Origin of the sequence: Sulfitobacter profundi (genome assembly GCF_042661425.1) — a bacterium.
Lineage (GTDB): Bacteria > Pseudomonadota > Alphaproteobacteria > Rhodobacterales > Rhodobacteraceae > Sulfitobacter > Sulfitobacter profundi.
Map to the genome: position 1 here is coordinate 451023 of NZ_JBHSWA010000001.1, position 14437 is coordinate 465459.

At 60.8% G+C, this 14437-nt stretch carries 13 protein-coding genes and 1 pseudogene; 6 read left to right on the plus strand and 8 right to left on the minus strand.

What is annotated here, in order from left to right:
- The first annotated feature begins 10 nt into the window (after positions 1-10).
- Positions 11-559: a phosphonate metabolism protein/1,5-bisphosphokinase (PRPP-forming) PhnN gene (gene phnN, locus ACFQAU_RS02410; RefSeq protein ID WP_132445669.1), complete on the plus strand. Its 549-nt coding sequence runs from the start codon at positions 11-13 to the stop codon at positions 557-559.
- Here phnN and ACFQAU_RS02415 read toward each other — a convergent pair.
- Positions 535-1211, minus strand: a pseudogene (locus tag ACFQAU_RS02415) (DUF1045 domain-containing protein). The gene phnN and the pseudogene ACFQAU_RS02415 overlap by 25 nt on opposite strands.
- Positions 1212-1258: 47 nt before the next feature.
- Between ACFQAU_RS02415 and ACFQAU_RS02420 the strand changes: the two are divergent.
- The 5 genes from ACFQAU_RS02420 (at position 1259) to ACFQAU_RS02440 (ending at position 7113) form a co-directional block, all read left to right on the plus strand.
- Complete coding sequence (locus ACFQAU_RS02420; protein ID WP_132445663.1) at positions 1259-2407, plus strand: alpha-D-ribose 1-methylphosphonate 5-triphosphate diphosphatase; 1149 nt, start codon at positions 1259-1261, stop codon at positions 2405-2407.
- A gap of 209 nt (positions 2408-2616) precedes the next feature.
- Positions 2617-5016, plus strand: coding sequence for a PAS domain S-box protein (locus tag ACFQAU_RS02425; RefSeq protein ID WP_240791630.1), 2400 nt, complete (start codon positions 2617-2619; stop codon positions 5014-5016).
- A gap of 61 nt (positions 5017-5077) precedes the next feature.
- Positions 5078-5365, plus strand: coding sequence for an SH3 domain-containing protein (locus ACFQAU_RS02430; protein WP_120350536.1), 288 nt, complete (start codon positions 5078-5080; stop codon positions 5363-5365).
- A 240-nt stretch (positions 5366-5605) separates the two neighbouring features.
- Positions 5606-6436, plus strand: a complete 831-nt coding sequence (locus ACFQAU_RS02435; protein ID WP_386280253.1) for a class II glutamine amidotransferase — start codon at positions 5606-5608, stop codon at positions 6434-6436.
- Positions 6437-6582: 146 nt separating this feature from the next.
- A complete protein-coding gene (locus tag ACFQAU_RS02440; RefSeq protein ID WP_386280256.1) occupies positions 6583-7113 on the plus strand; it encodes a poly-gamma-glutamate hydrolase family protein in 531 nt (176 codons plus the stop codon).
- 72 nt (positions 7114-7185) lie between these two features.
- Here the strand turns inward: ACFQAU_RS02440 and ACFQAU_RS02445 are convergent, their stop codons facing one another.
- From ACFQAU_RS02445 to ACFQAU_RS02475, 7 genes are all read right to left on the minus strand, one after another.
- Entirely contained in the window at positions 7186-8037 is an 852-nt protein-coding gene (locus ACFQAU_RS02445) for an ABC transporter permease (RefSeq protein WP_132445651.1), read from the minus strand.
- 4 nt (positions 8038-8041) lie between these two features.
- A complete protein-coding gene (locus ACFQAU_RS02450; RefSeq protein WP_132445648.1) occupies positions 8042-8899 on the minus strand; it encodes an ABC transporter permease in 858 nt (285 codons plus the stop codon).
- Complete coding sequence (locus ACFQAU_RS02455; RefSeq protein WP_132445645.1) at positions 8899-9984, minus strand: ABC transporter ATP-binding protein; 1086 nt, start codon at positions 9982-9984, stop codon at positions 8899-8901. Before ACFQAU_RS02455 ends, ACFQAU_RS02450 begins: the two co-directional genes overlap by 1 nt.
- A gap of 59 nt (positions 9985-10043) precedes the next feature.
- Positions 10044-11105, minus strand: a complete 1062-nt coding sequence (locus ACFQAU_RS02460; protein ID WP_132445642.1) for an extracellular solute-binding protein — start codon at positions 11103-11105, stop codon at positions 10044-10046.
- Between the two features lie 405 nt (positions 11106-11510).
- Positions 11511-12791 (minus strand): TRAP transporter large permease, encoded by a 1281-nt coding sequence (locus tag ACFQAU_RS02465; protein WP_132445639.1) that lies wholly within the window; start codon positions 12789-12791, stop codon positions 11511-11513.
- The gene (locus tag ACFQAU_RS02470) at positions 12788-13351 is read right to left on the minus strand and encodes a TRAP transporter small permease (RefSeq protein WP_120350529.1); all 564 of its coding nucleotides are present in this window, start codon (positions 13349-13351) and stop codon (positions 12788-12790) included. Before ACFQAU_RS02470 ends, ACFQAU_RS02465 begins: the two co-directional genes overlap by 4 nt.
- Positions 13341-14390: a TRAP transporter substrate-binding protein gene (locus tag ACFQAU_RS02475; protein ID WP_386280277.1), complete on the minus strand. Its 1050-nt coding sequence runs from the start codon at positions 14388-14390 to the stop codon at positions 13341-13343. The genes ACFQAU_RS02470 and ACFQAU_RS02475 overlap by 11 nt, the downstream gene beginning before the upstream one ends.
- Positions 14391-14437: the final 47 nt, after the last annotated feature.

A 14437-nucleotide genomic window follows, 5' to 3' on the forward strand; every position in this document is an offset into this window, starting at 1 on the left:
GACTGGCCGCATGAGCGGGCGTTTTATCGCGGTGGTCGGCCCGTCGGGTGTGGGCAAGGACAGCGTGATGGAAGGACTGGCCGAAACCCTGCCCGACCTCTTCCTCGCCCGCCGCGCCATCACCCGGCCCGGTGAGGCCGGGGGCGAGGATTTCGACGGGATCAGCGAGGCGGCGTTTCTGCGGCTCGAAGCGGAGGGCGCCTTTGCCTTGAGTTGGGCCGCGCATGGGCTGCATTATGGCATTCCCATAGCGGTTGAAATGGCGCTGGCTGAGGGGCGCGATGTGCTCGCCAACCTCTCACGCGGGGTGCTGACCGAGGCCAAACTGCGGTTTGCGCGGTTCGAGGTGCTGTCGCTGACCGCTTCGCCCGACGTATTGGCGGACCGGCTGCGGGGCCGTGGGCGCGAAACCGAAGCAGAAATCACCGCACGGCTGGCCCGGGCCGACAGCGCCCTGCCCGACCATATCGCGGCGATCGAGATTGATAACTCCGGCCCACTCAAGCAGACCGTGGCGCAGGCGTTGGCGGCGCTCTATCCCGAGAGGGCGGCGCGGTGAACCTCGTGGAACATACCGTCTTCGGCCTGCCCCACCAGCGTCAGACTGCCCAGCGTGAAGGGCTGCGGAAGGTGCGGCGCGATATAGGGGGCCAGCGCTGCGGTGACCTGCGGCAGATCGCCCTTGGGCAGCTTGCCGGTCAGGGTGATGTGAAAGCGGAACGCCTCCATCACGTAAGGATAGCCCCATTGGCTGAGGTTCGCTTCCTGCTTTGGGGTCAGATTGGCCTGACGCCTGCGGGCCAGATCGGCTTCGGAAGGGGGCGCGCGGAACGTGTCGAGGCCGCGCACCACCTCGGCGGCCATGGCGTTGAGCGCGGCGGTGTCCCCTCGGGCGTCAGCGCCAGAAAGCGGCCCAGCGGGGTCAGGGTCAGACCGTCCAGCGTGACGGGGGCAAGCTGCGCACAAACTGTCTCGAACGCGGATTGCAGGCCGTCAGCCGATGTGCCTTCGGCCAAAACAAAGGGCGGTTTGATCGTCGCATGCAGCCCGTATTTGCGCGGTGTTTCGGTCACGGCGGCCACGTCCAGCGCGGCCACTTCAGGATGCGCCACGGCCTGCCCGCGCGCCACATCCCAGCCCAGCCAAGCGGCTCCGGCTTCGGCCAAACTGCCCTGCGGCGTGTAATAGATCGCGTAGCGGTCGAACTTCATTCATCTTCTCCCTGCATCCATGGATGCGCAACAAGCGTGACGTTCACATGACAAAAGAAACCATTCTCGCCAATGCCAAAATCATCCTGCCCGATGCGGTGATCCCCGGCAGCGTGGTGCTGCGCGATGGGGTGATCGCCGATATCGCCGAAGGCACCGCCGTCACACAGGGGGCGGTCGATTGCGAAGGCCGCTACCTCGCCCCCGGTCTGGTGGAACTGCACACCGACAACCTTGAGCGCCATATGAAACCGCGCCCCAAGGTCGACTGGCCGCACCGCGCGGCGATCATCGCCCATGACCGCGAGTTGGCGGGCACCGGGATCACCACGGTTTTCGACGCGATCCGGGTGGGGTCGATCCTGTCGGACGCGGGACGCAAGCGCTATGGCAAATATGCCCGCGACATGGCCGATGAAATCCTGATGATGCGCGACAGCGGGGCGCTGGCGATCAGCCACCATATTCACCTGCGGGCCGAGATCTGTTCGGAAACGCTGGTGGAAGAACTGGCCGAGTTTGGCCCCGACGACAAAGTCGGCATTGTCAGCCTCATGGACCACACGCCGGGCCAACGCCAGTTCCGCGATGTGCAAAAATTCGAGGATTACGTCTGCGGCAAAAACGGTCTGCCGCGTGAGGATTTCGGCGATTACGTCACCTTCCTACATGGGCTGCAAGAACGGCTGGGCGCGAAACATGAGGCGGCAGCGGTGGCAGCCGCCGCGCATTATGGCGCCGCACTGGCGAGCCACGATGACACCACAGCCGAGCAGGTCGCGACCAGCCACGCCCACGGCGTGCGCTTGGCCGAATTCCCCACCACCCGCGCGGCGGCAGAGGCCTGTCACACCCAAAACATCGCCACGATCATGGGCGCGCCCAACCTCGTGCGCGGCGGGTCGCATTCGGGCAATGTGGCGGCAAAGGAATTGGCGGAACTGGATCTGCTCGATATTCTGTCGTCTGACTATGTCCCCGCGGCCCTGCTGTTGGGGGCGGTGCAACTGGGCAATCTTTGGGGCGATATGGCGCGGGGGCTGGCGACCGTCACCCGCACGCCCGCGCATCACGTAGGCCTGACCGACCGGGGCGAGATCGCTTTGGGTGCGCGGGCCGACCTGATCCAGTTCGAGGTGATGAAAGATGCGCCGATCCTGCGGTCGGTCTATGCCATGGGCCACCGCGTCGCGTAGCCTCTCATCCTCTCCGGCATCCGCCAATCTTGGCGGGTGCTGGCCCGCGTTTTTCTGCGCAAAAACCCGCCCCTTGAAAGAATGTGCTTCTTGCGCTCGTCTTGCCGCTTCATAAGACTAGGTTACATATACCCTGCAACTTGCAGGTTGAATTTAGCCGGGTCCAACGACCGACAAGCTTGAGGAAAATGGTGCAAGAAGCATTGAGATTGGCGAGCGATCGCCTTGGGCAGATCGTCGAAGACGCGGCAAGCGAAGTTTACCTGTTTTCAGTCGAAGACTTTACCTTCACCCTCGCCAATCGCGGCGCGCGGGAGAACCTTGGCTATTCGATGGAAGAGCTGCGCGGCATGGCGGCGTGGGACATCAAGCCCGAACTGACGCGCGAGGCGTTTCTGGACCTCGTCGAGCCGCTGATCAACGGCAAGACGACAACGATTGAATATGAGACGGTCCACCAGCGCAAGGACGGCTCGCGGTATTGCGTTCTGACCCATTTGCAGCTGATCTCAACCGAAGGCGAAAAGGTCCTTTATGCGGCCATTCAGGACATCACCAAACAGAAAGAGACCAACGCGGCGCTGACCAAAGTCTCGGCCCGGCTGGACGCGATCCTGAGCAACACCACGATGGCCATCTTCATGATGGACGACAAACAGCAATGCGTCTTTATGAACCGCGCAGCCGAAGAGTTGACCGGCTATAAATTCGAGGAAACCATCAACAGACCGCTGCATGACGTGATCCACCACACCCACCCCAACGGGCGGCATTTCCCGATCGAAGACTGCGCCATCGACCGCGCTTTTCCGGAAAACCACCAGACGCAGGGTGAGGAAACCTTTGTCCATAAGGACGGCAGTTTCTATCCCGTGGGCTTCACCGCCTCGCCGATGAAGGATGAGACCGGCAAAACCGTGGGCACCGTGATCGAGGTCCGCGACCTGCGCGAGGAACTGCGCGCGCGCAATGCGGAGCTTGAGTTCAGCAATGCGCTGAAAACCAAGGTCGAAGAGGCCATGGCCGAACGGGACCGGCTTGAGGCGCAGTTGGTACAGGCGCAAAAGATGGAAGCCGTGGGCCAACTCACTGGCGGCATCGCGCATGATTTCAACAACCTGCTTCAGGTGGTGGGCAGCAACCTTCAGCTTTTGTCAAAGGAACTGGCCGAGGTCGACGCCAAGCGGCGGTTTGTCGACAACGCCATGGCGGGGGTGTCGCGCGGCGCAAAGCTGACCGCGCAACTGCTCGCCTTTGGGCGGCAGCAACCCTTGGAGCCGAAGCCGCAAAACCTTGGCCGATTGGTGCGGGGCATGGACGACATGTTGCGCCGCACCCTTGGCGAAGGGATCGAGGTCGAAACGGTGATCTCGGGCGGGCTGTGGAACTGTCTTGTCGATCCGGCGCAGTTGGAAAACGTGATCCTGAACCTTGCGATCAACGCGCGCGACGCGATGGCCCACCATGGCAAGCTGACAATCGAAGTGGGCAACGCCGCCCTTGACGACGCCTATGCCCAAAGTCACCCGAATGTGGCCCCCGGCCAATATGTCATGCTGGCGATCACCGATACCGGCGCAGGCATCGCACCGGAGATCATGGAAAAGGTCTTTGATCCCTTCTTCACCACCAAAGACACGGGCGAAGGCACGGGGCTTGGCCTCAGCATGGTTTACGGCTTCATCAAACAGTCCGGCGGGCATATCAAACTCTACAGCGAAGAGAACCAAGGCACGACCGTGCGGGTCTATCTGCCGCGCACGCAGCGCCAGGAAGAAAGCGCCCCGTTGCCTGCCACCACCGAAACGCCCACGGGCAGCGGTGAGGTGATCCTCGTGGTCGAAGACGACGCCGCCGTGCGCGAGACCGCCGTCGATCAGCTGCGCGATCTTGGCTATGGCGTGCTCACCGCCGAGAATGCCGATAGCGCGTTGGCAATCGTCAAAAGCGGGGTGAAGATCAATCTGCTCTTTACCGATGTGGTCATGCCTGGCAAAATCCGCAGCCCCGAGCTTGCCCGCGAGACCAAGGCGCATCTGCCGAATGTCGGCGTGCTCTTTACCTCGGGCTATACCCAGAATGCGATTGTCCACGCCGGGCGGCTGGACGAAGGGGTCGATCTGCTGAGCAAACCCTACACCCGCGAGCGGCTGGCCCTGAAAATTCATGAGATTCTCTCTCGCCAATCCGGCAGCGATGCCGCCCACGGGGCGCAGGAAGACGCGCACAGCGCCCCCGATGACGCACCTAGAATTTTGCTGGTCGAAGACGATGCGCTGATCAGCATGGCGACCGCGGATATGCTTGCCGATCTGGGCTATGCCGTGACCGAAGCCGACAGCGTCGCCGCCGCCGAACGCAGCCTTGAGGCCGAGCGGTTCGACATCATGTTCACAGATCTCGGCCTGCCCGACGGCTCTGGCATGGATCTGGTGCAGCACGTCACGCAACTACGCCCCGAGATCGCGGTTATCATCGCCTCTGGGGCCGATCCGCGAGAATATGCCGAAGGCGAGACCGAGCCCTCGCGCTATGTCAGCTTGATGAAACCCTATGACGAGCATTCTTTGAAACGCGCCTTGGAGCAGTGCAAAGAGCCCACGGGATAAGGTGGCTAGGATCAGCCCCGTTTTCGATCTATGACGTGAGAAAACCAGAGAGAGGCAGATCATGCGCAGGATCACATTCGCAGCCGTTTCCACCCTTATTTTCGCCGCAGGTTGTGCGGGCATCGCCGCCGATCAGGTGATGGTCCACCGCACCGGACCGGATGAGCTTTTGAAGCTGCGGTCTGGGCCCGGGCTTGATTTCGGGGTCATCATGGGGCTGCCCGATGGCACCATCTTGAACCGCCGCGATTGCGTGACCGAGATTGGCCAGCTTTGGTGTCGGGTGTCCTTGGCCGATGCGCCAGAGGTGCAGGGCTATGTCTCGGCGGACTATATCTCTGACGTTTGATCATAGGTCAGACTGCGGGTGGCGCGCATCTGATGCCGCCCGCGGCGCTCTTTGGTCAAGCCACCGCGCCCCAGCCCAGTTGGCGGCGCCTGTCGTCGACAGGGTGGGGCATTCGCCCCCTGCAAGCCCCCTGTCGCCCCCCCTGTTCGGCCCACCTGTCGATTTCCGCGTGCACCGCTCTATCTCAGCCCTTCACACCCTTCGTGAAACCGCTGAAATATCTCAAGAGTAAGGAAAACCATGTGCCGCTTCCTCGCCTATATCGGACCTGAACTGCCAATCGAGTCGCTGCTCCTTGCGCCTGAGAACAGCCTGCTGAATCAGAGCCTTGATCCGGAACTTCACCCCAGCCTGCAACTGGCCGGTTGGGGCTTTGCCGCTTGGAGCGCGCATCTGCTGAAACCCGACGCGCCGCTGCTTTATCACCGGCCCAAAGCGGCCTTTCACGACGACAATGCCAAGACCCTGATCCCCAGCCTGCAGGCCCATACGATGCTGTCGCATATCCGCGCGGCCTCTTATGACGCCAGCGTCGTGCAGGCCGATGAAAACTGCCACCCGTTTTCCTTTGACCATACCCCGTGGATCATCGCCCAGAACGGTGCCCTGCCCCATTGGCGGCAGTTGCAACGTGAGCTCCTGCCCCATTGCAAAGATCAATACCTCACCCAGATGCGCGGCACGACGGATACGGAATTTCTCTATGTGCTGCTGCTGTCCTTGCTGGAAGGCGACAGCGATGACGATGTGCAGCGCGGGTTTGAAAAACTACTGAAGGTGATCTGCAAAGCCGCGCGCGACCTCGATCTTGCGGCGCTGACCAAACTCAAGATTGCGCTTGTCAGTTCGGATCGGATCATCGGCGTGAACTTTGGCTGCGGCCATGAGGGCGAAACCGATGTGACGGGCGATTGGGAAAAGCTGCGAGAGGAGGACCTGCCCCTTTCGATGCTGCTTGAGCCGATCTACCTCCTTACCGGCGCGAATTTTGACGACCATGCGAATTCTTACGACATCGACCCCTGCCCCGAGGGGAGGCCACCTCGGCCATACTCGCGTCAGAGCCGCTGACCGAAGACGGGGACGAGTGGCTGAAAATCGAATTCGGTGAGATTGTCCTTCTGGAGCGGAAAGACGGGCGGATCAGCAAGACGGTCCGCAAGCTCGACGTTTAACCGCCGCCCCCGCCCCTGCCCCCAACTGATAGGAGCCAGTCCATGACAGATCGTTTCGACAATTTCGCCGACCTCTCTGCCGAGATGGCAGCGGACCTCGACTACCGCATCCGCGCCGAGGATCGGGGCAGCGCGGTGATCATTCTGGCGCCCCACGGCGGCACGATTGAGCCTGAGACCAGCCTGATCGCCGAGGCCATCGCGGGAAGCGACTATTCCTACTATCTGTTCGAGGCGCTGAAGGCCGGGGCGCATGGGGATTTCCACATCACCTCGCACCGCTTTGACGAGCCGCAGGCGTTGGAGCTTGTGGCGAGGGCGACGGTGGCCGTGGCGATCCATGGGCGCAAGGATGATGGCACAGAAACAGTCTGGCTTGGTGGGCGTGCCGAGGCGCTGCGCGATGCCATCGGCGCGGCCCTGCGCGACGCGGGGTTTGACGCGGCGCCCAACACTACCCTGCCCGGCGTGCATGAGACGAACATCTGCAACCGCACCCGCTCTGGCGAGGGGTGCAGCTTGAACTGCCCCGGTCGCTGCGGCGCACCCTCGCCGAGGATGCGGATATGTTAGAAAGGTTTTGTCTGGCGGTGCACGGGGCGCTTTAGCCAAAGGCGGCAGGCCCAGCACGGGCCTGCCGAGGTCTTAGCTTCGTTTTTGAAACAAGATCACCATCAGCGCCAGAAGCGACGAGCCCAGCATCAACAGCAGCGACACGGCGTTCAACAGTGGGGTCGAGCCCTCTTTTAACCGATCGAACATGGCGATGGTCAGCGGCGCATCAGAACCCACCAGCATCAGCGTCGTGTTGAAGTTCTCAAAGCTCATGAGAAACGCCACCACGACCGCTCCGACCATTGCAGGCGCAAGGAACGGCAGGGTGATCGTGCGCACGGCGGTCAAACGATCCGCGCCAAGGTTCAGCGCCGCCTCTTCCAACGTGCGGTCAAACTTTTGCAACCGGGCCGAGATGACGAGCGTGGCGATGGTAGTGATAAAGCTGAACTGCCCCAAGATCACCAACAATAGACCGGGGCGCAGCGCTTGAATGTCGATCTGCGCCATGTCCCAGACGCCGTTGGCCAGCGTGGAGGAAAACACCAGCACCGAGATGCCCAGCACGATGCCGGGGATCACCAGCGGCAGCAGCATCAGCACATAGAGAAACCCCTTGCCGCGAAACTCATAGCGGTTGAACAAAAAGGCGTTCGTCGTGCCCACGCAGACCGACATGATCGCCACGCAAAGCGCCACGAATGCCGATGTGCCCACCGACCGCAGAATGCCGCGTTCATGAAAGACGCCGATCTGCGGGCGCTCCTCGCCAAAGAACCAGTTCCACGTAAACCCCTCCCACGGGAGGGAGGGGAACTGACTGTCGTTAAAGGCAAAGACCGCGACCACGGTCAGCGGCAGGGCCAGATAGAGAAAGAACAGCGCCACATAGCCGCCATAGAGGATGCGAAAGCTGCGCGATTGCGGGATTGTCGGGATCATTGGATCACCCCATCGTTTCCTTGAGGGTTCGGCCCGTAAGCCAGAGCATCCCCCAGACGATCACCGAAGACAGCACCAAAAGCATAAAGCCAAAGGCGGCGCCCAGCTCCCAATTGGAGCGCACGATGAACTGGTTATAGATCATTTCGGTGAACCACAGGCTGTCCTTGCCGCCCAGCATTGTCGGCGTCAGGTAGTTGCCCAAGCTCAGCATAAAGACCACGATACAGCCCGACACGATACCGGGCATGGCATGGGGGATGATGATCTCACGCAGGACGGAAAGCCCGCTGCCGCCCAGATCATAACCCGCTTCGATCACACTGTCGTCGAGGCTTTCCAGCGTAGTGACAAGCGGCACCACCATAAATAGCATCGAGGTATAGACCAGCCCCACCATCATCGTGGCATCGGTATAAAGCATCTCAACCGGGCGATCCGCCAGACCCACCCATTGCAGCAGGTTCGAGACGAGACCGGTCTCGCGCAGCAGGATCATCCAGCCGAAAGTACGCACCAATTCAGAGACATAGAACGGGATCAGACAGAGCAGGAACAACACCTGTTGCAAGCGCCCCTTCGCCATCTTGGCGATGTAATAAGACACCGGAAAAGCGATCAGCAGCGTCAGCGCGGTTGCCAGCACCGACATCACCGCCGTGCGCCAGAAGGTCCGCAGATACAGCGGTTCGGTCAGCGCTTTTTCGTATTGCGCTAAGCTGGCTTCATAGACGCCAAAGCTGATCCGCTCGCGCAGCGAAATCAGCAGCATGTCGATATGCGGGATGATGATCAGCAGACCCAGCCAGAGCACCAAAGGCGTCAGCAGCAGGTAGAATGTAATGCGGGATTGGCTGCGCATCAGGCGGCCCCAAAGCAGGTCGCCTGCCCCGCACCCCAGCCGATATGCACCGCATCGCCGCGTTTCAGGTTTGAGAATTCCCCCGATTGCGGCAGGGTCACGTCGAGCGTTTCGCCAACATCGTCCTGCACCAACACGCGCGAAGCCGCGCCGTTGAACAGTAGGCCGGTCACCGTGCCCGTCAGTTGATTGTCAAAGCCTGCAAGCGCATCGGCGCTGGCGGCAAGACGAATGGATTCAGGCCGCACGAAAATCTCGGCCCGTGCGCCTTGGGCAAGGCCCGCGCCCGTCGCCCGCATCGCCAGTCCGCTGTCGGTGCGCAGTTGCAGCGCGTCGCCCTCAACCCGCTCAATCTTGCCCTTCCAGCGGTTTGATTCCCCGATGAAGCCTGCCACAAATGGCGTCTCGGGCCGGTAGTAGAGGTCTTGCCCCTTGCCGACCTGCTCAAACTGGCCGTTGCTCATCACGGCGATCTGATCCGACATCACCAGCGCTTCGGATTGGTCATGGGTAATATAGATGAATGTCGTGTCAAAGGCAGCTTGCAGGGCCTTCAACTCAACCTTCATATGTTCGCGCAGTTTCAGATCCAGTGCGCCCAGCGGCTCATCCAGCAGCAGCACGTCAGGCTCCAACACCATGCAGCGCGCGATGGCGACCCGTTGTTTCTGACCGCCCGAAAGCTCATCCACCTTGCGCGCGCCGATCCCCGGCAGGCCGATCCGGTCGAGCGCCTCATCGACTTTGCGCGCGATCTCTCCCTTGGCCATGCCGCGGCGGCGCAGGCCATAGCCGATATTCTCGGCAATCGTCATCATCGGGAAAAGCGCCAGATGTTGGAACACCATGTTCACAGGGCGCTTGTTCGGCGGCGTGTCGAGCACCGATCCGCCCTTGATCCGAATGTCACCGGAGGTCGGGTCAAGAAACCCCGCGATCATCCGCATGATCGTCGTTTTGCCGCAGCCCGAAGGCCCGAGGATGGAGAAGAAACTGCCCGGCGGCACCGTGAAGGAGACGTTGTTAACAGCGGTGGTATCGCCGAACCGCTTAACGAGGTCGACGCATTCCAGATCTGGGGTCATGTGAATTCCGTGTAATGGAGCGACACCCTCAATCGAGGGTGCCGCCCGATGGTCAGTTATCAGTTGGCAGCTTGGACGCGGTCCAGCACTTCGCCTTCGATCGTTTCCAGACCGGCGGGCACCGGCGGATACCATTTGATGTTGTCGATGGCTTCCTGCGGGAAGCTGGCCTGATACTTGGCTTTCAGGCTGTCTTCGGCAAACTCATCCGCGCCGGCAGAGGCCGTGAAGTTGCCCGCCGCTGCGGTGATCATCGCCGCGACTTCGGGCTGCATGACAAAGTTGATCCACTCATAGGCCACATCATCGGCCTGGCCTTTGGCGGGCAGAACGAAGGTGTCGATCCAGCCCAACGCACCCGAGGTCGGGGCCACGAAGGTCAGGTCAGCGTTGTCGTCGTTCAGCTTCCAGCCGCCGGTGTCCCATGCCATCGACGCGGTCACTTCGCCCGAGCGCAGCAGGTTCATCAGCTCATCACCGCCACCCCAGTAGGTTTTGACGTTCTCTTTGCATTCGATCAGCTTGGCTTCGACCTTGCCCATGATCTCGGCGTATTTGGCTTCGTCGCCATAGGCGGCAAAGGGGTCTTCGCCCATGGCGAAGGCGAAACCGATCAGCGTCGGACGTTTCAGACGGTAGGAGACCTTACCCGCCACTTCCGGCGCGCAGAGGTCGGTGTAATCCTTGACCGTCTCGCCCGCTTCGGCGGTGTTCATCACCAGACCGGAGGTGCCCCAGACATGCGGCACGCCATAAACGTCGCCGTTCACGGTGGTGTTGCCCATCGTCGCATCAAGCATGGAGGGAATGAAAAGCTCTTTGTTCAGCTTGGAGACGTCAATCGGCTTGTAGATGCCAAATTCCATCTGCGGGCCCATGATGCGGTCTTGCGATGGCTGGGCGAGGTCGAAACCACCGCCACCCGTGGCGCGCAGCTTGGCGATCATCTCTTCATTGTTGGATTTCGTGACTTCGACGGTATGGCCGGTCTCTTCTTCGAATTTCGCGACCACGTCCTCAGGTGCGTAGCCGCCCCATGTCAAAAGACGCAGCGTGTCGGCTTGAGCCACGGAGGCGAGACCCGCCAGCATGGTGCCGGCCAGCAGAATAGTTCGTGTCATGGGAAATCCTCTTTCTAGTGTACTAATTGTCGGCAGAATGCGCGCGTTAGACCATTTGGTCAATTTATACTTAGACGCATTGCGGCCCCTTGTGGCCCGACAATGCAAAACATTTGTGACAGAGGGGGAAAATGCCGTTTGTTTTGGCAGGGTTGCTGCGGGCCTAGGCGCGCCGTGGGCCCAAAGCTACGGCGGCCTTGTTTACACAAACGCCACAGCGGCCAGATCGCAAAACAGCCTTGCTGGGGGTCGAAGCCGGGTGCTGCAACTGGGCAAAACCCTTTCCCATACGTGGGCAATCACCGCGGGGATAATGGCCGCGCCGGGAGGCGAAACCGTCGTAGTCTCAGCAAAACGCATGCAGTCTCGGGCAGGATCACCCACCCGAGAATACATTGATCTGGCTCAATCAAGGTAGTGCGTCAGCGCGAGGGAGACTTCGGGCACATAGGTCACCAAGAGCAAAACAAACGCCAGCACGGCGATGAACGGCAAGTTGGTGCGCGAGGTTTCCCAGATGCCCGCGCGGGCGATGGAGCAGGAGGTGATAAGCACCGATGCCACAGGCGGGGTCTGCTGACCGATCGCAAGGTTCAGCGTTACCATGATACCGAAGTGGATCGGATCAATCCCCACCGCATTGACCAGCGGCATCACCACCGGCACGACCAAGATGATCGCGGCGGCCCCATGCAGGAACATCCCCAAGACCAGCAAGAGCAGGTTCAACAGCGCCAGAACGATCAGCGGGTTCGTGGTGACTTCGGTGATTTGGGCCGCCAAGGTTTGCGGCACCTGCGCTTGGGTCAGGAACAACCCCAAAGCGGCGGAGGTGGACACCAGCAGCATCACCACGCCGGTCTGGCTGACGCCTTCGAGCATGGTCTTGCGGAGCCGGGACACATCCAGATCACGGTAGATGAACAGCCCGATCACCAAGGCCGCCATGACCGCAAGCCCCGCGCCTTCGGTGGCGGTGACCAAACCAGAAAAGATACCGCCAAGGATGATGACCGGCATGGTCAAGGCCCAGAACGCCTCTTTGAAGGTCCGGCCCACATGGCCCAGATCAAAGCTCTCGGCACGCGGCAGGTCATAGCGAACGGCCAGCACATAGGTCACCGTCATCAACAGAAAGGCCCCCAAAAGGCCGGGCACGACCCCCGCGACAAAAAGCTTGATCACCGAGGTTTCGGCAATGGCCCCGTAGAGGATCATCGGGATCGAGGGCGGGATGATGATGGCAAGCGATGCCGAAGACGATGTGATCGCCGCCGCCAATGTCCGCGAATAGCCGCGCCGCTTCATCTCGGGGATCAAGACGGTGCCGGTCGCCGCCACATCGGCCACAGCCGAGCCAGAGATCTCGGCAAAAACCATCGAGACGCCGATGTTTACCATGCCAAGCCCGCCGCGGATAAAACCGATCAGCGCGGTGACAAAGTTGATCAGCCGCAGAGAGATACCGGAGGTGTTCATCAGATTGCCCGCCAGAATGAACAACGGAATGGCAATCAGCGGAAAGGAGGTCGAGCCGGAATAGAGCTTGATCACCATGTCATAGAAGGCGTCTGGCCCGGAAGTCAGCAGAAAGCCCGCCATAGAGGTCACCCCGATCGCGACGGCGATGGGCACGTTGATCAAGATCAGGGTGATCAGGGCAATGGTGGTATAAAGGAGGATCATTTGGCGGTGTCCTTTAGGTCGAGCGTGGCGGTTTCGGCCTCGGCCTCGGCAATGGCTTTGTCGATTTCTGCATGTTCGGGATCAATCCCTTGCGCGGCCAAGCGCAGGGCGCGCGGCAGGGTCAATAGGGTGCCGATGATCATCAGGACCGAAGCGATCGGGATCACCGATTGCACGATGTCCAAGGTCATCCAGCGCAAAGACAGCAGGGAATCCCATTTCGCCACCGCCAACACGGCATTGCCGTAATAAGCTGTGACGGAGAAATAAATGATGACGAGCAGTTCGGAAAATAATGTCAGCACGATGGCCGCAGATTTCGGCAAGGCGATGACGATGCCCGAAAAGCCCATGTGCTGGCGCATGAACACCGCATAGGCGGCGCCGAAATAGGTGAGCCAAGCCAGCAGGACGCTGGCAATCTCATCGTACCATGCGGGCGATGCACCGAGGTAACGCATGGTGGTCGAATAAACGACCGCTCCCGCCAGTGTCACCAACAGCGCGAGGCAAACCGTTTCGATTGCCCAAAGAAGTAAACGCTCGATCTTAGCGACCATGCCTGTCTCCTGTTCTGAGTGGCCCCGGCCAGCCCATGCCAACCGGGGCGAAGCTGCGTTTACTTGGCCAGTTCTTGCGCGCGCGAGACGAGCGCGTCGCCCCCGGCACTTGGCTGGAGAAGGCAGCGTAGATCGGCGCGGAGGCTTCGATAAAGGCGGCCTTGTCGGCCTCATTGACCTCTACCCCCGCTGCACGGACCTTCTCGACCAATTCACCGTCGGCGGTTTCGCCTTGGTCCAGCGACCAGTCCTGAACGGATGCGGCAACTTCGGTCGCGGCGGTTTTGACCTCATCGGGAAGTTTCGACCAGGTTTCGGCCCCGGTGGTCAGATAGGTAGGTGAATAGACGTGGCCAGTCAGGCTCAGGTAGCCCTGCACCTCTTGGAAATTCGCGCCGACGATATTGGTCAGCGGGTTTTCCTGCCCGTCCATTGTGCCGGTCTGAAGGGCGACGAACACCTCAGAGAAAGACATCGGCGTCGGGTTTGCGCCCCATTCTTTGAACATCGAAACCCGCCATTCAGAAGACGGCGTGCGGATTTTGAGCCCATCCAAATCGCTGGGGGTGTTGATCGGGCGGGCATTGTTGGTGATCTGGCGGAAACCGTTTTCCCAAGTGGAGAGCACTTCAAGCCCCACTTTGCGCGCCAGTGGGGCCAAATCGGGCTGCACGATCTCGGCGTCGATTGCTTTTAGGTGCGCGCGATCCTGTACCAAAAACGGCATGTCAAATAGCGCAAATTCGGGCGCAACGTTGGTCATGATGGAAGAGATCAGCGTGAAATCCACGGTGCCCAGACGCAGCTTCTGCATCAGTTCCTTTTCGTTGCCGAGCTGTGCATCGGCATAGAATTCCACCGTGTGGGCGTCGCCCAGTTGCTCTTGCAGTTGTTCGGCAAAGCGTGCGGCGCTTTTGCCCTGCAGGCTGTTCGACGCCGCACCCACGGCCACCACATAGGTGTCCGCGGCCACGGGTGTCACAAGTGCAAAGGTCGCAGCGGCCAGACTGGCGCTCAGGCTCTTTGTAAGGGTTTTCATCGTATCTCCTCCGTTGGTTAAGAAAGTTCTGCCGCATCCATTGCACC

Excerpts from the sequence above, each read along its gene's own strand:
- ACFQAU_RS02475 (WP_386280277.1), bottom strand. The coding sequence starts at position 14,390 with ATGAAAACCCTTACAAAGAGCCTGAGCGCCAGTCTGGCCGCTGCGACC.
- ACFQAU_RS02455 (WP_132445645.1), bottom strand. The coding sequence starts at position 9,984 with ATGACCCCAGATCTGGAATGCGTCGACCTCGTTAAGCGGTTCGGCGAT.
- ACFQAU_RS02430 (WP_120350536.1), top strand. The coding sequence starts at position 5,078 with ATGCGCAGGATCACATTCGCAGCCGTTTCCACCCTTATTTTCGCCGCA.
- phnN (WP_132445669.1), top strand. The coding sequence starts at position 11 with ATGAGCGGGCGTTTTATCGCGGTGGTCGGCCCGTCGGGTGTGGGCAAG.
- ACFQAU_RS02450 (WP_132445648.1), bottom strand. The coding sequence starts at position 8,899 with ATGCGCAGCCAATCCCGCATTACATTCTACCTGCTGCTGACGCCTTTG.
- ACFQAU_RS02445 (WP_132445651.1), bottom strand. The coding sequence starts at position 8,037 with ATGATCCCGACAATCCCGCAATCGCGCAGCTTTCGCATCCTCTATGGC.
- ACFQAU_RS02470 (WP_120350529.1), bottom strand. The coding sequence starts at position 13,351 with ATGGTCGCTAAGATCGAGCGTTTACTTCTTTGGGCAATCGAAACGGTT.
- ACFQAU_RS02460 (WP_132445642.1), bottom strand. The coding sequence starts at position 11,105 with ATGACACGAACTATTCTGCTGGCCGGCACCATGCTGGCGGGTCTCGCC.
- ACFQAU_RS02435 (WP_386280253.1), top strand. The coding sequence starts at position 5,606 with ATGTGCCGCTTCCTCGCCTATATCGGACCTGAACTGCCAATCGAGTCG.
- ACFQAU_RS02420 (WP_132445663.1), top strand. The coding sequence starts at position 1,259 with ATGACAAAAGAAACCATTCTCGCCAATGCCAAAATCATCCTGCCCGAT.
- ACFQAU_RS02465 (WP_132445639.1), bottom strand. The coding sequence starts at position 12,791 with ATGATCCTCCTTTATACCACCATTGCCCTGATCACCCTGATCTTGATC.
- ACFQAU_RS02440 (WP_386280256.1), top strand. The coding sequence starts at position 6,583 with ATGACAGATCGTTTCGACAATTTCGCCGACCTCTCTGCCGAGATGGCA.